Raw genomic sequence first — 24,488 nt, 5'->3', positions numbered from 1 at the left:
CGAAGTCGTGAGGATTGAGGGCAGTCGAATGGACGGATTTGCGTATGAGACCGGTCGCCGGACCGCTATTCCGCTCTAGGTTTCCTTTTCTCGCTTGGGTATAATCCCTCTTCCTGATTCCTTCTAATTCTGTAGGAGATGCTCATGTCAGAGAAAGACGACAAAAAGCGCGCGTTAGAGTTGGCCCTTTCCCAGATCGAGAAGCAATATGGGAAGGGCGCCATCATGAAACTGGGGGCAGACGAACGTCCTGCCGATGTCCCGGCCATCTCGACCGGGTCATTGGGACTCGATATCGCCCTCGGGGTCGGGGGCCTGCCTCGCGGACGGGTCATTGAAATTTTCGGCCCGGAATCGTCGGGCAAGACCACGATGACGCTTCATTGTATCGCCGAGGTCCAGAAGACCGGCGGCGTAGCGGCGTTCATCGATGCGGAACATGCCCTGGATTTGACCTATGCTAAAAAACTCGGGGTGCAGGATGACGAATTGCTCGTGTCCCAGCCGGATACCGGCGAACAGGCCCTGGAAATCGCCGAAACGCTGGTCCGGAGCGGAGCCATCGACCTGATCGTGGTGGACTCGGTGGCCGCGCTCACGCCGCGGGCTGAAATCGAAGGCGAAATGGGTGACTCCCATATGGGCTTGCAGGCCCGGCTCATGTCGCAAGCCTTGCGCAAGCTGACTGCGGCTATCTCCAAGTCTCAGACGACGCTGATTTTCATCAACCAGATCCGCATGAAGATCGGGGTGATGTTCGGCAATCCGGAAACCACGACAGGCGGTAATGCGTTGAAGTTCTATTCCTCGGTTCGCCTCGATATTCGTCGCATCGAGTCCGTGAAAGAAGGCCAGGATGTGATGGGGAACCGGGTGCGCGTGAAGGTCGTCAAGAACAAGATGGCGCCGCCGTTCCGCCAGGCGGAGTTCGACATCATGTTTGCCGAAGGTATCTCGAAGACTGGTGAATTGGTCGACATCGGTGTGGAAAAGAAAATCATCGATAAGTCCGGAGCCTGGTATTCCTATAAAGGTGAGCGGGTCGGCCAGGGCCGTGACGCAGCGCGAGATTTTCTCAAGAATAATCCCGCTGTAGCATTGGAAGTTGAAGCCAAGCTTCGCGAACTGGCCGGGGTGCCTGCCCGCAATGCGAAGCGGCCGGAGCCCAAAGAAGAGAAGCCTGCGGCAAAGACGGAGAAGAGTGAGGAGAAGCGGGCGCACAAGTAGGCGGCAGACCTGTGGGTGGGAAGAATCGGACGTCGCCATCGTCTCCCGAAGAGTGGATGCATCTTGCCGTGCGGTATCTGGCTCGCTGGGATCGGACTGCGGCTCAGGTGGAGCAGTTCTTGTTGAGTAAAGGGGCGGCGGCGGCCCAGGCGAAACAGGCGATCAGCCGGTTGTCCGATCTCCGGTATCTCGACGATCGGGCCTACGCCGAGCGGTGGCTTGAGAGCCGGTTGGCTCGACAGCCGATGGGGCGTGAGCGCCTGTTAGCCGAGTTGCAGGCCAAGGGGATTCAGGACGCCGTTGCTGAAAGGGCTGTCAAGAAGGCCCTTCCCGATGTGGATGACGATATCCTCGCTACACGGGCGCTGAAATCCTGGCAGCGTAAGGGGCGGCCAGTGACGTCCGTACAGGCCGTCCGCCTCCTACGTCAGTGGGGTTTCGAAGAAGAGACGATCGAGCGTACTATACGAGCTCGCTTTGGACATGAGGGACTTGAGTCATGAAGAATAGTGCGCGCGAGCTTCGCCAGGCATTTATCCGGTATTTCGAGCAGCAGGGGCACCAGTCGGTGCCGAGCTCGGCCTTGATTCCCCAGGCCGATCCGACCCTGCTCTTTACGAATGCCGGGATGAATCAATTCAAGCGCGTGTTTCTGGGCGAGGAGACGCGCGCCTACAAGCGCGCCGTGACGGTGCAAAAGTGTCTGCGGGCCGGCGGAAAGCACAACGATCTGGAAAATGTCGGCTACACCCGGCGGCATCATACGTTTTTCGAGATGCTGGGGAACTTTTCGTTCGGGGACTATTTCAAAGAAGACGCCATCCTCTTCGGCTGGGAGTTTCTGACCAAGACGGTCGGTCTCGACCAGAGCCGGATGTGGGTCACCATCTTCCGCGAGGATGATGAAGCGGACCAGCTCTGGAAGAAAATCGGCGTGTCTCCTTCCCGCATCGTCCGGTGCGGTGAGAAAGACAATTTCTGGCAGATGGCCGATACGGGTCCTTGCGGACCCTGTTCGGAACTTCATTTCGACCAAGGACCATCCGTGCCGGGCGACGATACGCCGAACGGCGAGGGCGACCGGGTCATCGAGATCTGGAACCTCGTCTTCATGCAGTACAACCGTGATGCCTCGGGGAAGCTCAATCCCTTGCCGAAGCCCAGCATCGATACCGGCATGGGGCTGGAGCGGCTGACGGCGGTTGCGCAGGGAGTCTTGAGCAACTACGACAGCGATCTGTTCGCACCGTTGCTGGGGGCCATCGGTACGCGGGCCGGCATGCAGTACGGCAAGAAGGAGCAAAACGATCGTTCGATGCGTGTGATCGCCGACCATTTGCGCGCGGTGAGTTTCTTGATGACCGACGGCGTGCTGCCGTCCAACGAAGGACGCGGCTATGTGCTTCGGCGGATTCTTCGTCGCGCGGCCCGCCATGGACGATTGTTGGGGATCGTGGAGCCGTTTCTGCATGAACTGACCGCGACGGTGGTCGAGCAGATGGCTGAGGCCTATTCCGAGGTGAAGGCCGCGGCCGGGACGATCGCGGAAGCCACCCGGGGTGAAGAGGAACGATTCATCGCCACTCTCGACCAGGGCTTGCCGATTCTCAACGACCTGATCGAAAAGGCCCGTTTATCCAGCAAGACGCAGTTGGCCGGAACCGATATCTTCAAGCTCTATGATACGTACGGATTCCCGATGGACCTCATTCAGGAGGCCTGCCGCGAACAGGACATGACGGTCGATGAGAAGGGGTTCGATCAGGCGATCGAGGAACAGCGGAACCGCGCGCGGAAGACCGGCGGGTTCGAGCAGGAAACGGCCAGGCCGGCGGTATCGGAGTTGGCCGGGCGTCTGGGCGCGACAAAGTTCGTCGGTTACGACCGGCTGGACACCGATGCAGTGTTGCAGGCGATTCTCAAGTCCGACCGGATGGTGAAGGAAGCGGCCGAGGGCGATGAAGTGGAAGTCGCGCTCGATGTCACGCCGTTCTATGCTGAAGGCGGCGGTCAGATGGGCGATCAGGGTCTGTTGGTCGGTCCGGAAGGCCGGTTAGAAATCAAGGAAACCACGAGACCTGCGCCGACTCTGATTCTGCATAAAGGAATCGTGAAGAAGGGACGGATCCGGGAAGGCGAGCAGCTGCGGATGTCGGTCAATGCAACGACCCGCCAGGACGCGGCCAGGAATCACACAGCCACGCACTTGGTGCATGCGGCGTTGCGTGACATGTTAGGCCCCCATGTGAAGCAGTACGGATCGTTGGTCGGGCCGAACCGGCTGCGCTTCGACTTCGCGCATTTCCGCCCGCTCTCGACCCGCGATATCGATGAAATAGAGACGGTGGTGAACAACGAGATTCGCAAGAATGAAACGGTCTCGACCGAGGTGATGAGCATCCAGGATGCAGTCGCCAAAGGCGCGCTGGCGTTCTTCGGCGATAAATACGGCGAGCAGGTGCGGGTGGTCACGGTCGAATCCTTCAGCAAGGAACTCTGCGGCGGCACGCACTGCCGGCACACCGGCGAGATCGGGCTGTTCCGCATCGTGTCGGAGACGGGCGTCGCGGCGGGCGTGCGGCGCATCGAAGCCCAGACCGGCAGCGGAGCCTTTGCATTGTTGAAGAAGGCGGAAGGCGAAATGCGGGAATTATCCGATCTCCTCAAGGTCGGGCCGTCTGAACTGGTGAGTAAGACTCGCAAGGTGCTCTCACAGCTCAAGGATAAAGAACGGGAGCTGGAAGAGCTGAAACTCAAGATGGCCAGCGGGTCGGCGGTGGCGTCGAGCGCGAAGACCGTGGCCGGCGTGCCGGTCCATGTGCAACGGACCGACGGGTTGGACGTAAACGGGATGCGGGCGTTGGCCGATCAATTGCGGGATAAGATGAAGAGCGGCGTCGTGGCGCTTGGCGCCGCGACCGATGACGGAAAAGTCGCCCTCCTCGTCGTGGTCACGAAAGATCTGATCGGCAAGCTCAAAGCCGGAGATTTGATTAAGGTCCTGGCCGCGGAGGTCGGGGGCACGGGTGGCGGTCGCCCCGAGATGGCCCAGGCCGGCGGCAAGGATGTATCCCGTCTCGATGCCGCGCTGGAAAAGGTCTTTGGTCTGGTCGAATCTGCCCTTCAGCGGTAAACTCATGCCTAGCCGTATTCTTGCACTGGATCACGGCACCAAGCGGATCGGCGTCGCCTTGAGTGATGAGCTGGGCTGGACCGCTCAGCCGTTAGAGACCTACGAGCGGCAGACGCTGGATCTGGATATTTCCCACATTCTGGATCTGGTCAAGACCCACGAAGTCGGGAAAGTATTGTTGGGCCTCCCGCTGCGGCTGAACGGCGAAGAGGGCCTGGCGGTGCAGGCAGTGCATCAGTTTCTGGAGCGGCTCGCCGACGCGTTACCGGTTCCGGTGGTGACCTGGGACGAGCGGCTGACCACGAAGGATGCGGAACAGCTGCTCATCGCGGCCGATGTCGGCTGGAAGAAACGCAAAGGGATGGTCGACCGGATTGCCGCCGCCATCCTCTTACAGAGTTATCTGGAGGCTCAGTCACCTTCTCCGGTTCAAGGTCATCCGACGGAGACCGAAGAAGGGGGAGAGCCGGACCACAGGCACCACGAAGTAGCCGGACGCCCTTATGAAGCTGCGCGTGATCCTCATCGTGCTCGTCCTCGCCGCCGGACTCGCCGGGGTGGCCGCGTATCAGATGATGAAATGGGCTGAAGCACCGGTCGTCACGGAAGCCGAGCATCCTCCCTCCAAAGTCGTCGTCATTGCCGAAGGCTCCACGTTTCAGCATGTCGCGGGTCTGCTTGAGCGCGAACGGCTCATTAAGAGCCGCTCGGCGTTTGTCTTGCTCGGCAAGGCCCTTGAAGCGGAACGCAAGATCCGTCCCGGCGAATATGAACTGAATCCGGCGATGCCTCCGGTCGACATTCTCTCCAAGCTGATGGCCGGGCGGGTGGTCCTGCATGCGGTCACGATTCCCGAGGGTTATACGATGGTGCAGATCGCCGACGTCCTGGCGCAGCATCAGATCGCGGATCGCACAGAGTTTCTGCGTCTGGTCAAAGATAAGAGCTTCATCAAGACGCTCGGGATTTCCGCCGAGACGCTGGAAGGCTATCTCTATCCCGATACCTATCGCTTTCCCAAGCCGGTGTCGGCCAAGGAGGTTATCCGGACGATGGTGGAGCAGCTCAATCAAGTGGTCACTCCGGAATGGCAGGCTCGGGCAAAGGATATTCATCTCACGCTCCATCAGGTGCTGACGCTGGCATCGGTCATAGAAAAGGAAACGGGATCGGGGGAGGAACGGCCGCAAATCTCGTCGGTGTTCCACAACCGGTTGCACAGGAAGATTCCCCTCCAGAGCGACCCCACCGTGATTTACGGATTGCCGGATTTCGACGGCAATCTCCATAAGAAGGATCTCTCGCACCCCAGCCCCTACAACACCTATCGGTGGGCCGGTCTGCCGCCGGGGCCGATCGCCAGCCCGGGAGCGCAGGCGATCAGGGCTACGCTGTTTCCAGCGGTTTCGCCGTACCTGTACTTTGTGTCGAAGAATGACGGGACGCATCAGTTTTCCGCCACGCTGACGGAACATAATAAGGCCGTCGACAAATATCAAAAGCAGTTTTTCTCCCGCGCCCATCGCGGCCGAATGTAGAAGGAGTGTCCGCTGTCATGACTCAATGGAATCTGCCCGCGTTACTCGATCATACGGTTTTGCGTCCTGAAGCAACCAAGGCCGATGTGTTGCGGCTTTGTCAGGAGGCCAAGGACCTGGGCTTCGTCGTCATCTTTGTGCCGCCTTGTTACGTCGATGAAGCAGTGGCTGCCACGGCAGGATCAGCCGTGCGGGTCGGCATTCCGATCGGCTTTCCGCTCGGGGGCCATACCACGAAGTCGAAGGTGGCGGAGGCGACGGAAGCCGTCGCTCGGGGTGCGCGGATTTTGGATATGGTGATCAACGTCAGCCGCCTGAAGTCCGGCGATCACGCCTATGTCCGGCAGGATATTGCGGAAGTGGTGAAGGCCACCCCGCCGGCCGAACATAAAGTGATTCTGGAGACCTGCCTGCTGACACAGCAGGAGAAGATTACCGCCTGTCATCTGGTGGTCGAAGCCGGGGCCGATTATGTGAAGACCTCGACGGGATTTTCGACTGCCGGGGCTACGGTAGAAGATGTCCGGTTGATGAAGCAGACGGTGGCCGGAAAGGCGAAGGTCAAAGCCTCCGGCGGGATCAGAGACTGGAAGACGACGCTGGCGATGCTCGAAGCCGGGGCCGATCGAATCGGCACGAGTGCGAGTTTGAAGATTCTAGAGGAGTGGAAGGTGCAGGGGAATCGATAGGAGGAGTACCATGCCGGAATTGCGCCGTCAGCCGAGATTCCAAGTGAATTGCCCAGTCTCCTTTGTCGTCGAGGATGAGGCTGGGGTTGGTGTCATCTACAATCTTTCTGAAGAAGGCTGTGCCATTGAAAGTGACGTGAGTGTGCCACAGGAAGGATATGCTTCGGCTTCTCTGACCATTCCGGGAGCATCTGATTCGGTCGTGGTCGATCTGGCCAGGGTCCGGTGGGTGACACGCCACGAATTCGGACTGGAGTTCCGGATCATCAGCCAGGCCGCGCGCAAACATATCCGGCGCTATCTGCTTCTCGATCAGGCTGCGTAGCGGGGCCCTCCTCACTCGTCTCCATAGCGACACATGGAATGAGCTTTGTCCTTCCGGTCCTTTTTGCTATAGTGCGCACATGATAAATCGAGTCATCCTCCTGGTCATCGACGGGTTTGGAGTCGGGGCATTGCCCGATGCGGCGGACTATGGCGATGCTGACGCCAATACGGTCGTTCATGTGGCGGAGGCGGTCGGCGGGCTGAGTCTCCCGAATCTGGAAACACTGGGGTTCGGTCATCTTGCGAAGATCCCCGGTGTGCGAGCCATGGCGCAACCGAATGGCTCGTTCGGGAAGATGGGCTTCGTTTCGCAGGGGGCCGATTCGGTTGTCGGTTACTGGGAAACCGGCGGGGTGATCCAAGCGCGCTCAGCCTCTCCCTTCCGCTCGGCCTTTCCGTTCGATGTCATTCAACAACTCGAGCAAAGCTTTGGACGGAAAGTTATCGGCAATCGTCTCGGCTATGCCCAATCGCTTATCGATGAATATGGCGCGGAGCATCTCTCCAGCGGCGCGCCCATCGTCTGGACCGACGGGGGGTGGACCTGCCATGTGGCGATGCATACCTCGGCCATGCCGGCCGCGGACTTCTACCTGTGCTGTCGGGATATTCGTAAAGCCTTCAAAGGGGTGTTGGGACCGCAGCGAATCGTTGCCCATTCCTTCTCGGGTGAAGCCGGCGCGTTTCAACTCAGTGGCGGCCGCAAAGATTATGTCGCTGAGCCGCCGGCCGTGAGCATGCTGGATGTGCTGAACCGCTCGGGCCAGATTGTCATGGGCATCGGCAAGGTGCACGACCTCTTTGCAGGACGCGGATTGACGCGGGCATTTCCCGCCGTCACCGCGATGGCGGCTCTCGAAGAAACCACTAAACTGATCGCCAAGATGCCGCGCGGGCTGCTTTACGCGAGCCTCGATTTGCTGACGGATGAGCCGGCGACGGCGGCAACGGCGCTGGAAGATTTCGACCGCCGGTTGCCGGATTTGTTTGAGAAGTTGCGCGTGGGCGATGTCGTGGTGATCACCGGCGATCATGGGCGGGATCTCACCAGGCCGGCCAAGGTGCCCACAAGGGAATATGTGCCTCTGTTGGTGACCGGCCCGAAGTTGTCTCAAGGCGTGAGTCTGGGTGTGCGAGCCTCAGCCGCCGATCTTGGCCAAACCATCGTCGAAGCGTTGCAGGCAGAGCGGTTACCTGACGGAGAGAGTTTCTTTGAAGCCCTTCGCGCAGGATAAGCAAGAGAAGGATGTCGATCATGTCATTTGATGCCAAGCTGAAAGCGCTCCATATTGAGTTGCCCATGGCTCCCAAACCCGTGGCGAACTATGTGCCGGTCGTGCGTGCCGGCGATCTCCTGTTTCTCTCCGGTGTGTTGCCGTCGCGCGATGGGCAACTCATCTGTACTGGCAAGCTCGGGCAGGGCATCACGATCGAGCAGGGGATGGAAGCGGCGAAGGTCGCGGCATTGAATGCATTGGCGATCGTGCGCAGTGAAGTAGGCTCTCTCGATAAGGTGAAACGCATCGTGAAGATGGTCGGGCACATCGCCTCAGCTCCAGGCTTTACCGATCAACCCCAGGTCCTCAACGGGGCCTCCGATCTCCTTGTGCAAATCTTCGGCGAAGCCGGCAAGCACGCCCGCGTGGCTGTCGGCGCCGCCGAACTCCCCCGCCAAGCCCCAATCGAAATCGAATTGATCGTGCAGGTGACGGCGTAGCCCATCCCTGCCTTGACACTCGAAAAAATCGCTTGCTATAGTCCTCTCGTCCCTCGCTTCACGTTGTACCCCGGTGGCTCCCTCCTGACTCCGGTGCGTGGGGTTCTCGTGCCACGTGCAGGGAGGTTCCTTCGAAACATGCCGAGTCGGCGATGACCTGATGCGCGGGCAATTATTGCGTAGGCCATGAGGAGAGCTGTCATGACATTTCGACGAGTTTGTTTTGCACTGACCATTCTTGCGGTGTCGCTTCCTATGTCTTCTTTTGCCGGGCAGGCCCCGATTGAGATTTCCCCGCGAACTGCAACCCCCGGCGCGACCGTGGTCGTGAGCGGCAAGGGGCTGGGCGCGTTCAAATCCGTCCAGTTCAATAAAGTCACGTTTGCCGGAGTGCCGGCGCTGATTCAGCGCTGGGAGTCCGACCTAGTCGAGGTGAAGGTGCCGTTCAAGGCGACGACCGGTCCGGTCGAGATGATGATCGGGAAGAAGAAACTCTCCGCCGGGACCTTCACCGTCGTAACGCCGCGCATTGCGTCCATCACCCCCACCGAGGCAGAGCGCGGGACTATGGTGACCATTACCGGTGAGCATTTCGGGGTGACTGCCGGCGGGCGTGATCCGAATACAATGTTCGGTGTGAACGAAGTGGTGATCGGTGGCGTGGTGGTGCGTCCCCGACGATGGAAGGACGATAAGATTGAAGTCGAGATTCCGGCGAATGCCGCATCCGGAGACGTCGTGGTGCGGCTGGCGTCGTCCGATCCTCAGGTGGACGGGTCTTGCTGCGCTCCGGTGGAGTATCTCACGAGCAACGCATTGCCGCTCGCTCTGGTGCCCAGTGTGAATGTTGATCCACTGGAAGGTCCGGTCGGAACTAAAGTGGTACTGTTCAGCCAAGGGTTCGGAGCCAAGGGCGCGGATGATGTGCTTATGATCGGGAACCATCCTGCGACGATCGCTCAATGGAAGGACGATGTCATTGTGGCCCATGTCCCGATCGATGCGGAGTCGGGACCAATGGTGTTGAAGCAGAAGGGCCGCCAGCGGACCCTGGGAAATTTTACGGTGCATACCCCAAAGGCAGTCGCGATTTCTCCGGCCAGTGCTCCGATCGGGACTTTGCTGAGGATCAACGGAGAGCATTTCGGCTTTTATTCGGAAAGTGGCGAGACGCCTTACAACTTTAGGGACTTCAATAAGGGCGACAACCGAGTTGAAATCGGCGGAGTGCCGGCGGTGATTTACCGGTGGAATAATGACCGGATCGACGTCTGGGTTCCGTTCAGCGCAAAGAGCGGTCTCGTGCGGATTTACCGCAGTGCCAACAAGCCGAAAGCGGACGGCACATGCTGTCTGGAACGAGGGGAACTGGTCACGGACGCGGGTATGTTTACACTGGTGACGCCGGTGGTCGAATCCTATACTCCGAAGTCAGCCGGCCTTGATGCGCTGGTGACGATCAAGGGGAGAGGGTTTGGCAACTTTCTCAAGACCGCGGAGCATACGGATCTGCGTTTGAGTCAGAAGGCCTACAAGCGCCGATTGGACATAGAAATCAATGAGGTGGAATCCGGGGACACGGTCGTGTCCAATGTGTCGCGGACGGAAGTGCTGTTCAATGGCGCGGCAGCCCTGGTCCAATCCTGGACGGATACGGAGATTGTCGTCATGGTGCCCCATCGAAATTTGTATGGAATTGGCAAACGCGGCGCCTTTTACGATGACCTTTCGACTGGACCCTTGGTCGTACGGAGAGGGTCCTGGGATCTCTTGCCTGACGGCACGTGCTGCGCTCCAAAACAATGGGTGACTGCTGAGGCAGGGCCGTTTACGATCGAGGCGAAGGGGCTGCCCGACAAAGGCTATTGGGAGAATAACCGCCCCGATGCCAGCACGAACCAATAAATGGAGAACAGGGGAATGGTTGTGGGAAGTTACCGAGGTGTGATGAGGACCGTCCTTTGTGTCTGCATGTCGGTTGTTCTGTTCATGCCGGGATTAGCCCTGAGTGCGGAGCCTTCCGTGCTTGCGACTCTCCAGAAGACCAACACGCCAATGACGCTGATGGCTGTGCAGTTCAAGGATGCCAAGCTCGGTTGGGCGGTCGGGTCCGGCGGCGCGCTGTTCAGCACGACTGACGGCGGGAAGAAATGGAAGAAGCAGGTAAGCGGGACGTCGGTGTTGCTGACGAGTCTCTACTTTATCGATCAGAAAACCGGATGGGTCACCGGAGCGGTTGGAACGCTCAGGCAGTCGGTTAACGGGGGAGAGACCTGGACTGGGCGTCCGCTGGAAACACAGCAACCGCTGTACGGGGTTCATTTTCCTACGGCGACCCACGGATGGGTGGTTGGCGGCGGGGGCACGATTCTCCATACGACCGATGGCGGCGCCCACTGGGTTGAACAGGCGAGTGGGACGAGTGCGGCGCTGTACGCCGTGCAGTTTCTCGATGCCCAACGAGGGACGGCGGTGGGTGCGCTCGGTACCGTCTTAGCGACCCGCGACGGTGGCCGTACCTGGGTGCCGCAGGTCTCGCAGGGGGCGGTGACACTCTTCGATGTCTTCTTTACCGACGAATCGACCGGGTGGGCGGTCGGCAATGCCGGCGCGCTTTTTCAAACGAACGACGGCGGCGCCAAGTGGGTGGATCGCACGTTGCCTTGCGGGAAGACCTGCACCAAGGTGATTGATCTGCTAAAGGTCCGCTTCACCAGTCCTCAAGACGGATGGATTGTCGGCGAGCGGGGCATGATGTATCGCACAACGGACGCGGGTTATTCGTGGAGTGACGGCACGCCCATTGCGCCGGTCTCGTTGTTTGGTCTGACCTTTTCCGATGCTTCCCACGGTTGGGCGAGCGGGGAGAACGGGACGGTGGTGCATCTGCAGGCCGGGTCAGTAAGGCCCGCTGCTAACCCAGGGCTCCCACGCGGCTCTGTAGAATCCCTACGGTAACAATGGCAGCGGTCTCGGCCCGCAGAATGTGTGGTCCGAGCGTCATCAGTGTGGAGCCGGCCTGTTCAGCCTGCGTCACCTCATCTTTCGACCATCCCCCTTCCGGTCCGATCAGTATCAAGACAGACTCGTTGTCGCCTTCTGGAAGGTCGACACTGTGTAAGCTCTGTCCTTCCCGCCGCTCGGTCAGGATGAGCGAGAGTGCCGGAGCAGAGTGGCTAGCCAGGCATGCCGTCAGAGTCTGGGGTTGGGCGATGACAGGCAGGTGCCACTGTTCAGATTGTTGGGCGGCTTCCAGCGCGATGCGTTGCCAGCGGGCAAGCTGCGCGTCGAGGCGCTCGGGCCTGAGTAGCACGATGGTGTGCCGGCTCTGGAGCGGGATGATTTCACTCACACCCAGCTCCGTGGCTTTCTGAATCACCCAATCCATCTTTTCACCCTTGAGCAGCGCTTGGGCAAGGCGCAGGCGGGGAGCGGTACGTACCGGTTCCTGGCTGGTGCTGAGAATGTGTCCGGTCAGCTCTTGCTTGGTGACGCGCGTGAGTTCCATCAGGTAGCGAGTGCCCTGTCCGTCGCAGACCCAGATCTGTTCGCCGAGCTCCAGCCGAAGGCTGTCCCGCAAATGCGTCTGGAGCGACGGGGGCACGGTAATAGTGGGCGTCGTGATGGCGTCGGGGGGAAGAAAAAACACAGGCATGGAGAGCTCAATCGGTCGAACGAACCGAGTGCGTCGGCGCTATTCGAAGAAGGTCTTCATCTTATCGAAGAAGCCGTCGCCGTCGGCTTCCATGACCATGCCGCTCTCTTTGGCAAACTCGGTCAGCAGTTCTTTCTGTCGAGCCGTGAGCTTCGTGGGAATTTGGACTTTGATGGCGTAGAGCTGGTCCCCGGTTTGCCCACCCTTGAGGCTGGGGATTCCGAGTCCTTTGAGGCGCATCACTTTGTCGTATTGTGTGCCGGCTGGAATCTTGATGACGGTATTGCCCTTCAGTGTCGGGACTTCGATCTTTCCACCGAGCGTGGCCGTGATGAAGTTGATCGGTACATCACAGAGAATATCGACGCCTTTGCGCTGGAAGACCGGATGGGGCTTGACGGTGACGGCGACATAGAGATCGCCAGGGGGGCCGCTGTTTGCGCCATGCTCGCCCTCATTGGTGAGGCGTAAACGCATGCCGGTTTCAATCCCGGCGGGAATGTGAACGGCGATTGTGCGTTCCCGATAGACTCGCTGGCGGCCTTGGCAGGTCCCGCAAGGCTCTGTGATAATTTGTCCGGCTCCCTCGCACTGGCCGCAGGGGCGGCTGACGCTGAAGAATCCCTGCTGGAAGCGGAGCTGGCCGGCCCCTTTGCAGCTGGGGCAGGTCTTGATGGAGGCCGCCGATTTTGCGCCGGTCCCTTTGCACTCGCCGCAGGTCTCCCAACGCGGAATCTTGAGCTTGGCTTCTTTTCCGTAGACGGCTTCCTCGAAGGTGAGCTCGAGGTTGTATTGCAGGTCGTTCCCGCGCTCAGCGCGACCGCCGCCGCGTTGGCCGCCGAAGAAGTCTTCGAAAATGTCGTTGAAGACGTCGCCGAATCCGCCGCCTGCGTTGAACCCGTCGAAGCCCTGTCCCTGCTGGCCGCCGGCATGTCCGAACATGTCGTAGCGTTTGCGCTTTTCCTGGTCGCTCAGCGTTTCGTAGGCTTCGTTGATTTCTTTAAATTTGGCTTCGGCGTCTTTCTTCTGGGCGTCGCCCGGGTGCAGGTCGGGGTGGTGCTGACGAGCCATCTTGCGATAGGCCTTCTTCAGCTCTTCGTCGGAAGAGGTTTTCTCAACACCGAGAATGTCGTAATAGTCGCGTTTTGACACAGGAGTTCGTACCGGGTGAAAAGCAGAGAAAGACCGAGTTCCCTCCGTGAGGAAACTCGGTCACTTCTGACGTTATTGTAAACTACTTCTTCTCTTTGTCTACTTCTTCGAATTCCGCATCCACGACTTTTTCATCGGTCTTGGTCTCAGCCGAGGCTGACGCATCGGCTCCCGATCCCGGTGCGGCGGTCGCTGCGGCTTTCTTATACATCTCTTCCGCCAGCTTATGCGAGGCGGTCATGAGGGTCTGGGTGGCTGATTCGATGGCGTCCGGTTCGGTCCCTTCGAGGGCCGTCTTCAGCGCCGCCACGGCATCCTGAATCTTGGTCTTTTCTTCCGCATCGACCTTGTCGCCGTACTCTGTCAGATTTTTCTCGGTCTGATAGATCAGGTTATCGGCCTGGTTCTTGGCTTCGGCCAGCTTGCGCCGCTTCTTGTCGTCTTCGGTATGGGAGGCAGCGTCCTTGACGAGCTTTTCGACTTCTTCCTTGCTGAGGCCGCTGGAAGCCGTGATCTTGATCGACTGCTCTTTCTGCGTCGCCAGATCCTTCGCCGAGACGTGCACGATGCCGTTCGCATCGATATCGAAGGTCACCTCGACTTGCGGCATTCCGCGTGGTGCGGGCGGAATACCGACCAGGTCGAACTGGCCGAGCAGTTTGTTATCGTTCGCCATTTCCCGTTCGCCTTGGAAGACGCGAATGGTGACGGCGGTCTGGTTGTCGGCCGCGGTCGAGAAGACCTGGCTCTTCTTGGTCGGGACAGTGGTGTTGCGTTCAATGAGCTTCGTGAAGACGCCGCCCAATGTTTCAATGCCCAGGGAGAGTGGGGTGACGTCCAGCAACAGGACATCCTTCACTTCACCCTTGAGCACGCCACCCTGGACGCCGGCGCCGATGGCGACGACTTCGTCAGGATTCACGCCGCGATGGGGTTCCTTTCCGAAGAACTCCTTCACAACTTGTATGACCTTCGGCATGCGGGTCATCCCGCCGACCAGCACGACTTCCTGAATATCCTTGGCGGAGACGCCGGCATCGGATAAAGCCTTGCGGCAGGGTTCGATGGTGCGCTGGATCAGGTCGTCGACCAGCTGCTCCAGTTTCGCCCGGGTCAACTTGATGACCATGTGCTTGGGGCCGCTGGCATCGGCCGTGATGAACGGCAGATTGATTTCCGTCTCCGGTGAAGACGATAGCTCGATCTTGGCGCGCTCGGCGGCTTCCTTCAGCCGCTGCAAGGCCATCCGGTCTTTCTTGAGGTCGATGCCCTGATCTTTCTTGAATTCGTCGACGAGCCAATCCATGACGCGCTGATCGAAGTCGTCGCCGCCGAGATAGGTATCGCCGTTGGTGGACTTGACTTCGAAGACGCCTTCGCCAATTTCGAGGACGGAGACGTCGAAGGTTCCGCCGCCGAGATCGTAGACGGCGATCCGCTCGTCTTTCTTTTTATCGAGGCCATAGGCCAACGATGCGGCCGTCGGTTCGTTGATGATACGCAAGACGTTCAGCCCCGCGATCTGACCCGCATCCTTGGTCGCCTGGCGCTGGCTGTCGTCGAAATAGGCCGGGACGGTTACGACCGCTTCCGTGACCTTTTCTCCAAGATAGTCTTCCGCCGTCTGCCGCATCTTCTGCAAAATCATCGCGGAGACTTCCGGCGGGCTGTAGGATTTGCCGCGGATGACGACATGCGCGTCGCCGTTATCGGCTTCCACGACTTTGTAGGGGAGCCGCTTCATCGCTTCCTGGACTTCGCGGCTCTTGAACTTGCGGCCCATGAGGCGCTTGACGGAGAAAATCGTATTTTCCGGGTTGGTGATGGCCTGGCGCTTGGCGATCTGGCCGACGAGCCGCTCCGCCTTCTCGGTGATGCCGACGATGGACGGGGTGGTACGTGCGCCTTCTGCGTTGGCGATGACGACTGGATCGCCGCCGCTCATAATCGCGACGCATGAGTTGGTGGTGCCGAGGTCGATGCCGATAACTTTGCCCATGAGTAAACTCCTTCCTTCCCGATATCTGCGTCTAAATAAACCCGATGGTTTGTTCGTTCCCGGAGGCTAACTATCGGCCTCTGCCGGACCAGATGACACACTGACCATCGCTGCGCGGAGAATTCTGTCGTGCAGACGATAGCCTTTTTGAAATTCGTCGAGGACGTGATCGCTGGGAACCTGGTCCGATGGCACTTGAGAGACGGCCTGATGGGATCCCGGGTCAAACGGCTTCCCCACGCTCTCAACGGCTTGTACGCCGAATTTGCCAAGGGCGCCGGTCAACTGTTTTAAGGTGAGATCCACACCCTGGACTAAGGCCGCACTGCTTCCCTTGTCATGGGCCGCCTTAATGGCTCGTTCCATGTTGTCGACGACCGGGAGGAGTTCTTTCAAGAGCTGTTCGTTTCCGAACTTGATCTGCTCACGCTGGTCTCGTTGGGCCAGGCGCTTATAGTTCTCGAACTCGGCCGCGAGGCGCAGGTACTTTTCGTTCAGCGCTTTACACTCGTCTTCTTTGGCGGCAAGGACGGCCTGCATCCCGCCGTCCTGACCTGGATCGGTGGTGCTTCCGTTCTCTAAGTTGTCAATTGTATTGGTGTTGTCTTGATCGTCGCTCATTATTCTTCCTCTACAGGGGTGCAGATATCCATAAGGAAGTGGAAGTCAACAGGGGAGGAAAGAAATTTCTGAGAAAAATGATGGGGATACCGTGACGGCTAGGCCCACGTTGAGGATGAGGTTCCGCGAGCCCGGCGGTAGAGGAGTTCCAGGCCTTCAAGGGTCAGCAACGGCTCGATGCGTTTAATGGAGGTCGTCTCCGGAGCGATGACCGAGGCCAGACCTCCCGTTGCGATGACCAGGCATGTCCGCCCGAGTTCCTGTTCCATACGCCGGACGAGCGCATCGACGAGTCCGGCATATCCGAAGAGCAGACCGGCCTGAATGCTGCTGGCGGTATCGGTGCCGATGACGGCTTTGGGACGGGCGAGTTCGACCTTGCTGAGCTTGGCGGCCCGGGCAAAGAGTGCCTCAGCCGAGATGCCGACACCCGGGGCGATGACCCCGCCGAGATATTCCCCGGTCTGAGTGACGGCGCAGAAGGTCGTGGCTGTGCCGAAATCTACGATGATGAGGTCGGTTTTGTACTTATGATAGGCCGCGGCGGCATTCACGATGCGGTCGCTGCCGATTTCTTTGGGGTTGGCATACTTGAGCGTGAGGCCGACATCCATCTCCGACGACACCACCAGAGGCGTGCGGTGAAAGTAGGTTTCGACCATGGCGTCAAAGGTGCCGGTGAGGGCCGGCACGACACTGGAGATGATGGCGTCTGTGACCTGTTGAGGAGTGCGTCCGCTTCGGGCCAGGAGGTTTAGGCAGAGCACCCCATACTCATCAGCCGTGGTCTTCGGATCCGTCGCCAACCGCCAATGGGCCACCAGCGTCGAGCCTTCAAAGATGCCCCACACGACGTTGGTATTGCCGATATCGATGACGAGTAACATGCTGCCTATTGTACTTCGTGTCTTGGCGGTTTCGCTAGCTTCGGACGTGAATCACATCGCCCGCCCGGACCTCGACGAGAGCCTTGTCCATACCAGCAGCGGTTGCGGAGGGTTTAACTTGCAATGTCCCGTCGGCGGTGATGGCGACGGCGGTTCCGAGGAGTTCTTCATTGGCCCCAAGGACCACACGAACCTGTCGGCCGAGGGTCGCGCAACGACGTGTGTAGGCCTGCAGTAACCGGGATGGGCCATGGTCACGCAACTCATCGAGGCTCTGTTCCAAGTCCAGGAGGAGCTGCGCAAGCAGCCTGTTCCGGTCAATGAGCCGGTGTGAGGATTCGAGCAGTGACGTCGCGATCGGGCGCAATTCGTCGGGAAACATCTCGCCCGGGACATTCACGTTCAGTCCGATTCCGATGACCACGATGGGGTTGTCTGGGATAGCCAGCGAGCTTTCACAGAGAATACCGCCGACTTTCCGTTCGTCCAAGAGGAGGTCGTTCGGCCATTTCAGCGCGACTGATGTGGCGGCGACGGTTTGCACGGCCTCGGCCACCGCCAGTGCCGTCGTCAAGGGAACCCATGAGAGCCAGTCCGCCAGGGAAAGTCCTCGGCCCAGACCGCGGACGATGATCGAACAGGAGAGGTTCAATCCCGGCGGGGAGAACCATGTTCGCGCATGACGGCCCCGTCCGGCCGATTGAGCCTCTGCAATCACGACGGTGCCGTCCTTCGCGCCATCCTGTGCGAGCGACATGGCCTCTGAATTTGTCGAGGCTAGGGTTTGGTGAATGTGCAGCTGCTGGCCCAATCGTTTGGTCGCAAGAGTGCTGCGAATGTCGTCGAGTGTGAGAGGAGAAGAGGAGGCGGACACGGCTTATTTCCGCCGCCGCCGTGGACGGCGGACCGGCGTCAGTTCCAGACTCATGTTGGCGGCAGGGGCCGAATGTGTGAGGGCGCCGATCGAAATGCGATCCGCGCCGGCCTGCGCCATGGCCCGCACGTTCTTGAGCGTAATGCCGCCGGACACTTCCACGATGGCCCGCCGCCGGATCAGGGCAACAGCTTGTTTGACCATCGCCGGGGTCATATTGTCGAGGAGAATGATGTCGGCTTTTCCGGCGACGGCTTGGCGAACCTCCGCCAACGATTCCACCTCTACGATCAGCGGGACCGTGCGGGCGGCGTCCCGTTGGGCCAGTCGGCAGGCTGTACGGACACCTTGTGTGCCTTTCTGGAGCAATGCGAGATGGTTGTCTTTAATCAGCAGGCCATCGCCGAGCGAGAAACGATGGTTGGTGCCGCCCCCTAATGCGACCGCCCATTTCTGTAATGATCTCCAGCCTGGCAGAGTTTTCCGGGTATCGAGAATTCGAGCGGGGGTGTGGCGGACGGCGTGGCAGAACGTGTTTGTGAGCGTCGCGATTCCAGACAGATGTTGGAGAAAGTTCAACGCGACCCGTTCCGCCTGGAGAATCGAACGGCCGTCCCCTTCAATGTCGAGGAGCGCCGCGCCGGTGGGGATGCGGTCGCCGTCATGGGAATGCGTCGTGAGCCGGAGCGAAGGGTCGACCATCAGGAAGGTCTGTACGGCCGCCGCGAGTCCGGCCACCACCATCGGTTGCTGGGCGATGATCGAGGCCTGAGCCGGGACCGGTTTGGAGAACAGGGCCGTGGTGGTGAGGTCGCCTTCTCCGAGGTCTTCTTCGAGTCCGGCGCGCACGGACCGGCGGATATCGGCGGCGGGAAGTTGGATCATCGATCAGGCTCCCAGCATGGCACGGAGTTGTTGTTCGCTGCTCATCAGCATGGCGCGATCACGGGTGAGGCTGCGCACCCGCTCTTGATGCTCCGTAATGACCGCGGGCGGGGCATTGGCCACGAAGTCCGCGCTCTTCAGCTTGCCCTCGATTCGCTGCCCTTCTTTCTCGGCTTCGGCGATCTGCTTGAGGAGTCGATCGAGCGCTTTCTTGAGATCGACGTCGCCCTCGACGGTAATCCCTACGGTCAGCCCTTCGGTCACGAGCCGAAGAATCTGGGTCGTCGGCCATTCGGTGTTGGGTGTCAGTGTCAACGATCCTTTTCCGAGATGGGCGAGGTCGGTCTTCAGTGTCTGCAGCTTGGAGACGGTCTCCCGGTCATCATGCATCACAAAGAAATTGATTGGCTTGCCGGGCGGATAGTTGAGCAAGACGCGTGCGGTCCGCAGCAAGCCGATGCTGCGTTCGAGGAGATGGAAGGCCTCATCGGCTGCGTCATCATGCCACTCATCCCGCGGCGTCGGGTAGGCCTGCAGCACAATCGTCTCGCCCTGGTGTGGCAATGTTTGCCAGATCTCCTCCGAGAGGAACGGCATAAAGGGATGCAAGAGTCGCAGCCAGACTTCCAGCGTTTCCGACAACGTGTGACGGGTGGAAGGGCCTTCAGGGTGCGTGGGGTCCTGGAGGACCGGCTTGATCAGCTCGAGATACCAGTCACAGTATTCGTGCCAGAAGAATTGATAGAGCGCACTGGCGGCTCGATCGAATCGATAGGCCTCCAGTTCCTGGTCAACGACACGGATGGTGTCGTTCAAACGGGTGAGAATCCATCGGTCGGGAAAGGAGCGATTTTTCGGCGGTCGGGCCTCCTTCGCTCCGTCGAGATACATGTGGGCAAAACGAGCGGCATTCCAAATCTTGTTGGCGAAGTTGCGATAGCCTTCGATGCGTTCTTCCGCCAGCTTGATGTCGCGACCGGGAGAGGCCATGGAGGCGAGGGTGAAGCGCAAGGCGTCCGTACCGAACTGCTCCATGACGTGCAATGGATCGATCACATTGCCTTTGGACTTGCTCATCTTCTGTCCTTCGGCGTCGCGGACGAGGGCATGGATGTAGACGTCGCGGAACGGGACATCGCCCATGAACTTCAAGCCCAGCATGATCATGCGCGCAACCCAAAAGAACAGAATATCCAGACCGGTCACCAGGGTGGCCGTCGGATAGTAGGCCTTGAGATCCGGAGTCTGTTCCGGCCATCCAAGCGTGGAGAACGGCCAGAGGCCGGAGGAGAACCAGGTGTCAAGAACATCGGGGTCGCGTAGAAACTCCTGTCCTGTGCATGTGGGGCAGGTGCTTGGGGCAGATTTCCCGACGATCGGTGTCGCGCCCTGCAGAATAGTCGTCCTGGTGACAGGGGTTCCGGAAGGCGAGGTATGAGTCGTCGTGACGATGTGCTTGGAGTTACAGGCCAGACAGTACCAGGCGGGGATTTGATGGCCCCACCAGATTTGCCGGGAGATACACCAATCTTTAATGTCACGCATCCAACCGAGATAGTTGTTGGTCCAGCCTTCGGGGATGATACGGATGCGTCCGTCTTCCACGGCTTTGATGGCCGGCTCTGCAAGCGGCTTAATGTCGACGAACCACTGGGGCGACAGGTAGGGCTCGACGACGGTTTTGCAGCGATAGCATTTTCCCACGGCCATCTTGTGGTCGTCGACTTTAGCAAGGATGCCGCGCTCGCGGAGGACCGCTTCCACTTTCGGCCGGGCTTTGATCACGGGAAGCCCCTGCAGCATTTCGATCACGGCAGGTTCGGCTCCGGCTTTCCGCATGCCGGCGGGATCGAGCAGCGCTTGATGATCCAGAATAGCGAGCCGTGGCAGCTGATGGCGCTCTCCGGCTTCGTAGTCGTTAAAGTCATGCGCCGGGGTAATCTTGACCGCGCCGGTTCCGAACTCGCGATCGACGAGGATCGGATCGCCGACAATAGGGATGGTGCGCGTGGTGAGCGGCAGCCGGATCTGTTTGCCGATTAAGTGGTTATAGCGCGGATCTTCCGGATGGACGGCCACGGCCGTATCGCCGAGCAACGTTTCCGGTCGCGTGGTGGCAACCGTCAGACGGATGTCGGGATTTTCAGCCAACGCATATTCGATGGAGTAGAGCTTGCCCTTGATATCCTCGTGTTCTACTTCAATGTCGGAGAGTGCCGTCAGGCAGCGGGGACACCAGTTGATCAACCGCTCGCCCCGATAGATCAGCTTGTCTTCGTACAGCCGGACGAAGACCTCCAGAACCGCCTTCGACAATCCTTCGTCCATGGTGAACCGCAGACGATCCCAGTCGCAGGATTCGCCGAGCTGCTTTTGCTGGCTGACGATCTGATTCCCGGACGTGGCTTTCCATTGCCAGACGCGTTCGACAAACCGCTCGCGACCCAGCGACTCTCGCGAGGCTCCTTCGGCCATCAGCTGTTTTTCGACGACGTTCTGTGTGGCGATACCGGCGTGATCGGTGCCGGGCAGCCAAAGGGTGTTCCGACCTTGCATCCGCCGCCAACGAATTAAGATGTCTTGTAAGGAATGGTTGAGCGCATGGCCGACGTGCAGTGAACCGGTCACGTTCGGCGGAGGAATAACAATGCAATAGGGTGCCCCGGGGTTTTGCGGCGAGGCCTGGAAGTAGCCGCGACGGATCCATTCCTGGTGCCAGCGGTCTTCGACGGCTTTGGGTTCATAGGTCTTATCGAGTTGTGAGGCCATGGCCCGTCCTTCGTGAAAAAATGAGCGCGCATCTTAGCATGTCTGCCGATGGCGGGGAACGGTCGGTCGCTTAGCTTGTGGCTGCGCCTGGCTTGTGTTATACAATCGCCCGCAGCCAACGATTCATTTTCAGCATTAGAGGGAGTCATCATGCCGCGAGGACGCGAGAAAGATCGGAAGACCCGCAAGAAGCACCGCAAGAATGTCACGCGTGTGAAAGCGCTCGTGAAAGCACGCCAAAAGGGGAAGCGGACCGGAAAGAAGAGCTAAGGCGGGGTAGGCCTGGGGCCTACTCCGCTGCCGTAAGGCGGGTGAGTTCGGCCTTAATGTGTTGTTCTGCGAGTTCAGGAACGATTCGTTGCACTGCCTGTTCGACGGTCTGCTCCGCGGTCGCTCGGACAATATCGTCGGCGATGAGCGGGGCATGTTTGAGAGTCGCCTGCCTGATTTCTTCTTTGACCAGCAGATCGATTGATCCCAGGTGTTCCCGTACTACCTCAGGGAGTTGTTTGCGTACGCTGGCTTCGGCCAGTTCGCGGACTGATTGGTCCAGCACGTCTTTGATCACGGGAGTGGCGATATCGGACACGGCCTGACGGATCAGGACTTCGCTGGCAGCCATTTCCTGCTTGATGAACGAAGGAAGCTCCTGCATCAACAGGGGGTGGACGATCGTCGTCAGCTGCTCCTGTGAGAGAATTTCCCCCAGTTGTCCGTCCAGTTCCTTTTTCACGGCCGAGTGAATACGGGCCGTGAGTTCTTTTTCAATCGCTTGCGGGAGCAAATCGGCGATCCGCTTTTCCGTCCGTTCGGTCATGGACTCCAACAGCTGTCCGAAAAGACCTTTCATGGCCTCTTCAGGGCCGGCGGCGGCTGGCGCGGCTTTCGTGGCGGTCGTAGATTCCGGCGGCTGGTCCATGGTGAGATCCTCCTGCTCATCGGTGACGTCCAATTGGTCCATCACCGCGTTGTCATCGTCTGTATCGGTTGATGTGGAGTCCGGCGGCCAGACGCGACGCTTGAGGCGATTGCCATTCTGCTGCGGTTGCGCTTTCTGCTGCAGGGTCTTGATGACGTCGAGAAGGTCTTCTGATTGAAACGGCTTATTCAAGAAGGCTTTCACGCCGAGTGTGCGAAGGAGACTTTCATCCGGGCGATCGGCTGGATTGACCAGCGAGATCAGGTAGGTCTCGCTCAAGTTGTCGAGTTTGTTCACTTCTTTGCAGAAACCGGAGAAGGTGATGTTGTCGAGGTGGTAGTCGGCAATAATCAACGCGGGACTGATGCGCCGGGCCGCTTCGAGGGCTGCGGGACCATCTTGAAATCCGACGACGTCAAATCCTTCAGGGGTCGAGATTTGCTCAACCATACGCCTGACGGCCGGACTGCTATCGACGATGAAAATAGAAGATGACACCTAACTCTCCAATTGTATTGAAGTATTACGAAGCTAGCAGGGGGGGTATTCTTTGTCAAGAAAACGGGGGATCCTGTCTCGTTTTGACTCTACGTTATCAGCGCCTTACAATCCGGCACGTTTTCTGACACATGGTGGGACTGAGAGGGGACGGTTGTGATGGCCTCGTACCAAGTCATTTTTTTCGACGCAGCCCAGACCTTATTTCGCATCAACGGATCGGTCGCCGAGATCTATTTGGAGTACGCCGTACGTCACGGGTTTCGGCAGACACCGACATCGCTCGTGTCTATCACCCAAGCCTTTAGCCGGGCGTTCAAGGACGCGTCGCCTCCTGTGTTTGCGCTGACAGAGCCGGCAGCCCTCAAGCAAAGCGAGCGGCTCTGGTGGTTTGATATCGTCCATAATGTGTTCTATCGGGTGGGGATGTTTGAGGGATTCGACGAATTCTTCGAAGAAGTCTTTCAGGTCTTCGAGGATCCGAAAACGTGGAAGCTCTACCCTGAGACGGAAGCGGTGCTGCGTCAGCTCAAGGCACAGGGATTGGAGCTGGGGATTATCTCAAACTTCGATTCGCGACTCTTTCCCGTGTTGCGGGGGCTGGGCATTGCGCAGTATTTCGACACCATCACGATTTCCAGTTTGTCCCAGGCGGCGAAGCCCGCTCCTAAAATATTCCACCTGGCGCTGGAGAAGCACGCCGTCGATCCCGAAGATGCAGTCCATGTCGGGGACAGTCTGAAGGAAGACGTGGAAGGCGCGACGAAAGCCGGGCTCACGAGCGTACTGATCGACCGGTCAGAGGCCGAAATCGCACCGGGGATTAATCGCATTCGGTCTCTTGAGCAACTTCAACCGCTACTTGCCCGCCTGTAGTAAAAGCGGGACGAGCTCCTTCGCGCGGCCGCGCAAGGAAATATCTACCAGGTCTGATTGGGGAGTCTGGTCGAGATTCACTTCAATGACCGTGGCTCCGGCGTCCTTTGCAATCGAGGCAAACCCGGCTGCCGGATAGACCACGCCGGAAGTGCCGATTACGAGCAGCACATCACAGGCCTGTAGGTGTTGTGCGCAGCGGGCAAGATCGTCCTCATGTAAGGATTCACCAAACCAGACGATGTGAGGACGCAAGAGCCCTCCGCACGGTCCACAATGGGGCAGGAGCGGTAGCGGTACCTGGTGGTTCTCTGTCGCCGCACCACATCCCGTGCAACGGACCATCCAGATGTTGCCGTGAATTTCCGAGAGCTGGGTGGATCCGGCCTGCCTGTGGAGGCCATCTACATTTTGAGTGATGAGCCAGAAATCGAGGCGGCGCGATTCCAATGATGCGATGGCGACGTGAGCGTCGTTGGGTCGTTTCGTGGCAATTAATTCCCGCCGCCAGTTGTACCATTCCCATACCAGCCTGGGGTCTCGCTCAAACGCGTCCGGTGTCGCTAGTTCTTCCGCTCGAAAATTGCGCCATAGTCCGTCGATTCCGCGAAATGTCGGCACGCCGCTGTCGGCGGAGACACCGGCCCCGGTCAAGATCGTGATGGCTTGTGCGGATGCGAGGCGGGATTGCGCCTCATGCAGCGGGGTGGAACTCATGCGCA

22 protein-coding genes are annotated in these 24,488 nt (G+C 59.2%); 12 read left to right on the top strand and 10 right to left on the bottom strand.

Annotation, left to right across the window (positions count from 1 at the left end):
- Positions 1 to 144 precede the first annotated feature (144 nt).
- The 11 genes from recA (at position 145) to Q7U39_18570 (ending at position 11,589) form a co-directional block, all read left to right on the top strand.
- Positions 145 to 1,227: a recombinase RecA gene (gene recA, locus Q7U39_18620; protein ID MDO9119975.1), complete on the top strand. Its 1,083-nt coding sequence runs from the start codon at positions 145 to 147 to the stop codon at positions 1,225 to 1,227.
- A gap of 11 nt (positions 1,228 to 1,238) precedes the next feature.
- Positions 1,239 to 1,730, top strand: a complete 492-nt coding sequence (locus Q7U39_18615; protein ID MDO9119974.1) for a regulatory protein RecX — start codon at positions 1,239 to 1,241, stop codon at positions 1,728 to 1,730.
- Positions 1,727 to 4,360, top strand: coding sequence for an alanine--tRNA ligase (gene alaS, locus Q7U39_18610; protein ID MDO9119973.1), 2,634 nt, complete (start codon positions 1,727 to 1,729; stop codon positions 4,358 to 4,360). Before Q7U39_18615 ends, alaS begins: the two co-directional genes overlap by 4 nt.
- Positions 4,308 to 4,949, top strand: coding sequence for a Holliday junction resolvase RuvX (gene ruvX / locus Q7U39_18605; protein MDO9119972.1), 642 nt, complete (start codon positions 4,308 to 4,310; stop codon positions 4,947 to 4,949). The genes alaS and ruvX overlap by 53 nt, the downstream gene beginning before the upstream one ends.
- On the top strand, positions 4,864 to 5,898 hold the full coding sequence (mltG, locus tag Q7U39_18600) for an endolytic transglycosylase MltG (protein MDO9119971.1): 1,035 nt from the start codon (positions 4,864 to 4,866) through the stop codon (positions 5,896 to 5,898). Before ruvX ends, mltG begins: the two co-directional genes overlap by 86 nt.
- Positions 5,899 to 5,915: 17 nt before the next feature.
- Positions 5,916 to 6,587, top strand: coding sequence for a deoxyribose-phosphate aldolase (gene deoC, locus Q7U39_18595; protein MDO9119970.1), 672 nt, complete (start codon positions 5,916 to 5,918; stop codon positions 6,585 to 6,587).
- A 10-nt stretch (positions 6,588 to 6,597) separates the two neighbouring features.
- On the top strand, positions 6,598 to 6,912 hold the full coding sequence (locus tag Q7U39_18590; protein MDO9119969.1) for a PilZ domain-containing protein: 315 nt from the start codon (positions 6,598 to 6,600) through the stop codon (positions 6,910 to 6,912).
- A gap of 79 nt (positions 6,913 to 6,991) precedes the next feature.
- Positions 6,992 to 8,149, top strand: a complete 1,158-nt coding sequence (locus Q7U39_18585; protein ID MDO9119968.1) for a phosphopentomutase — start codon at positions 6,992 to 6,994, stop codon at positions 8,147 to 8,149.
- A 20-nt stretch (positions 8,150 to 8,169) separates the two neighbouring features.
- Entirely contained in the window at positions 8,170 to 8,631 is a 462-nt protein-coding gene (locus tag Q7U39_18580) for a RidA family protein (protein MDO9119967.1), read from the top strand.
- 201 nt (positions 8,632 to 8,832) lie between these two features.
- Entirely contained in the window at positions 8,833 to 10,536 is a 1,704-nt protein-coding gene (locus tag Q7U39_18575; protein MDO9119966.1) for an IPT/TIG domain-containing protein, read from the top strand.
- 66 nt (positions 10,537 to 10,602) lie between these two features.
- Entirely contained in the window at positions 10,603 to 11,589 is a 987-nt protein-coding gene (locus tag Q7U39_18570; GenBank protein MDO9119965.1) for a YCF48-related protein, read from the top strand.
- On the opposite strand, the gene Q7U39_18565 is transcribed toward Q7U39_18570, so the two are convergent.
- The 9 genes from Q7U39_18565 to Q7U39_18525 form a co-directional block, all read right to left on the bottom strand.
- Positions 11,546 to 12,286, bottom strand: a complete 741-nt coding sequence (locus Q7U39_18565) for a 16S rRNA (uracil(1498)-N(3))-methyltransferase (GenBank protein MDO9119964.1) — start codon at positions 12,284 to 12,286, stop codon at positions 11,546 to 11,548. The two genes, Q7U39_18570 and Q7U39_18565, sit on opposite strands and share 44 nt — an antisense overlap.
- Before the next feature lie 39 nt (positions 12,287 to 12,325).
- Positions 12,326 to 13,438, bottom strand: a complete 1,113-nt coding sequence (gene dnaJ, locus Q7U39_18560) for a molecular chaperone DnaJ (GenBank protein ID MDO9119963.1) — start codon at positions 13,436 to 13,438, stop codon at positions 12,326 to 12,328.
- An 82-nt stretch (positions 13,439 to 13,520) separates the two neighbouring features.
- Positions 13,521 to 15,437, bottom strand: coding sequence for a molecular chaperone DnaK (gene dnaK / locus Q7U39_18555; protein ID MDO9119962.1), 1,917 nt, complete (start codon positions 15,435 to 15,437; stop codon positions 13,521 to 13,523).
- Positions 15,438 to 15,503: 66 nt separating this feature from the next.
- On the bottom strand, positions 15,504 to 16,058 hold the full coding sequence (grpE, locus tag Q7U39_18550; protein ID MDO9119961.1) for a nucleotide exchange factor GrpE: 555 nt from the start codon (positions 16,056 to 16,058) through the stop codon (positions 15,504 to 15,506).
- Between the two features lie 98 nt (positions 16,059 to 16,156).
- Entirely contained in the window at positions 16,157 to 16,945 is a 789-nt protein-coding gene (locus Q7U39_18545) for a type III pantothenate kinase (GenBank protein ID MDO9119960.1), read from the bottom strand.
- Positions 16,946 to 16,979: 34 nt separating this feature from the next.
- Positions 16,980 to 17,819 carry a biotin--[acetyl-CoA-carboxylase] ligase gene (locus tag Q7U39_18540; GenBank protein ID MDO9119959.1) on the bottom strand — a complete coding sequence of 280 codons (840 nt, stop codon included), beginning with the start codon at positions 17,817 to 17,819 and terminating at the stop codon, positions 16,980 to 16,982.
- Between the two features lie 3 nt (positions 17,820 to 17,822).
- A complete protein-coding gene (gene nadC, locus Q7U39_18535) occupies positions 17,823 to 18,704 on the bottom strand; it encodes a carboxylating nicotinate-nucleotide diphosphorylase (protein MDO9119958.1) in 882 nt (293 codons plus the stop codon).
- A gap of 3 nt (positions 18,705 to 18,707) precedes the next feature.
- Complete coding sequence (locus tag Q7U39_18530) at positions 18,708 to 21,473, bottom strand: valine--tRNA ligase (protein MDO9119957.1); 2,766 nt, start codon at positions 21,471 to 21,473, stop codon at positions 18,708 to 18,710.
- 289 nt (positions 21,474 to 21,762) lie between these two features.
- Positions 21,763 to 22,890, bottom strand: a complete 1,128-nt coding sequence (locus tag Q7U39_18525; protein MDO9119956.1) for a response regulator — start codon at positions 22,888 to 22,890, stop codon at positions 21,763 to 21,765.
- Positions 22,891 to 23,049: 159 nt separating this feature from the next.
- On the opposite strand from Q7U39_18525, the gene Q7U39_18520 reads away from it, so the two are divergent.
- Positions 23,050 to 23,766 (top strand): HAD-IA family hydrolase, encoded by a 717-nt coding sequence (locus Q7U39_18520; GenBank protein ID MDO9119955.1) that lies wholly within the window; start codon positions 23,050 to 23,052, stop codon positions 23,764 to 23,766.
- Here Q7U39_18520 and Q7U39_18515 read toward each other — a convergent pair.
- Positions 23,749 to 24,483, bottom strand: a complete 735-nt coding sequence (locus Q7U39_18515) for an NAD-dependent deacylase (protein ID MDO9119954.1) — start codon at positions 24,481 to 24,483, stop codon at positions 23,749 to 23,751. The two genes, Q7U39_18520 and Q7U39_18515, sit on opposite strands and share 18 nt — an antisense overlap.
- Positions 24,484 to 24,488: the final 5 nt, after the last annotated feature.

It is taken from the genome of Nitrospira sp. (assembly GCA_030653545.1).
Classification (GTDB): domain Bacteria; phylum Nitrospirota; class Nitrospiria; order Nitrospirales; family Nitrospiraceae; genus Nitrospira_D.
Note: the sequence above shows the minus strand (reverse complement) of the source record. Positions and strands in the feature narration are given on the sequence as shown.

Coding starts and splice junctions, on each gene's coding strand:
- recA (MDO9119975.1), top strand. CDS start 145: ATGTCAGAGAAAGACGACAAAAAGCGCGCGTTAGAGTTGGCCCTTTCC.
- alaS (MDO9119973.1), top strand. CDS start 1,727: ATGAAGAATAGTGCGCGCGAGCTTCGCCAGGCATTTATCCGGTATTTC.
- ruvX (MDO9119972.1), top strand. CDS start 4,308: ATGCCGCGCTGGAAAAGGTCTTTGGTCTGGTCGAATCTGCCCTTCAGC.
- mltG (MDO9119971.1), top strand. CDS start 4,864: ATGAAGCTGCGCGTGATCCTCATCGTGCTCGTCCTCGCCGCCGGACTC.
- deoC (MDO9119970.1), top strand. CDS start 5,916: ATGACTCAATGGAATCTGCCCGCGTTACTCGATCATACGGTTTTGCGT.
- Q7U39_18590 (MDO9119969.1), top strand. CDS start 6,598: ATGCCGGAATTGCGCCGTCAGCCGAGATTCCAAGTGAATTGCCCAGTC.
- Q7U39_18585 (MDO9119968.1), top strand. CDS start 6,992: ATGATAAATCGAGTCATCCTCCTGGTCATCGACGGGTTTGGAGTCGGG.
- Q7U39_18580 (MDO9119967.1), top strand. CDS start 8,170: ATGTCATTTGATGCCAAGCTGAAAGCGCTCCATATTGAGTTGCCCATG.
- Q7U39_18575 (MDO9119966.1), top strand. CDS start 8,833: ATGACATTTCGACGAGTTTGTTTTGCACTGACCATTCTTGCGGTGTCG.
- Q7U39_18570 (MDO9119965.1), top strand. CDS start 10,603: ATGTCGGTTGTTCTGTTCATGCCGGGATTAGCCCTGAGTGCGGAGCCT.
- Q7U39_18565 (MDO9119964.1), bottom strand. CDS start 12,286: ATGCCTGTGTTTTTTCTTCCCCCCGACGCCATCACGACGCCCACTATT.
- dnaK (MDO9119962.1), bottom strand. CDS start 15,437: ATGGGCAAAGTTATCGGCATCGACCTCGGCACCACCAACTCATGCGTC.
- grpE (MDO9119961.1), bottom strand. CDS start 16,058: ATGAGCGACGATCAAGACAACACCAATACAATTGACAACTTAGAGAAC.
- Q7U39_18545 (MDO9119960.1), bottom strand. CDS start 16,945: ATGTTACTCGTCATCGATATCGGCAATACCAACGTCGTGTGGGGCATC.
- nadC (MDO9119958.1), bottom strand. CDS start 18,704: ATGATCCAACTTCCCGCCGCCGATATCCGCCGGTCCGTGCGCGCCGGA.
- Q7U39_18530 (MDO9119957.1), bottom strand. CDS start 21,473: ATGGCCTCACAACTCGATAAGACCTATGAACCCAAAGCCGTCGAAGAC.
- Q7U39_18520 (MDO9119955.1), top strand. CDS start 23,050: ATGGCCTCGTACCAAGTCATTTTTTTCGACGCAGCCCAGACCTTATTT.
- Q7U39_18515 (MDO9119954.1), bottom strand. CDS start 24,483: ATGAGTTCCACCCCGCTGCATGAGGCGCAATCCCGCCTCGCATCCGCA.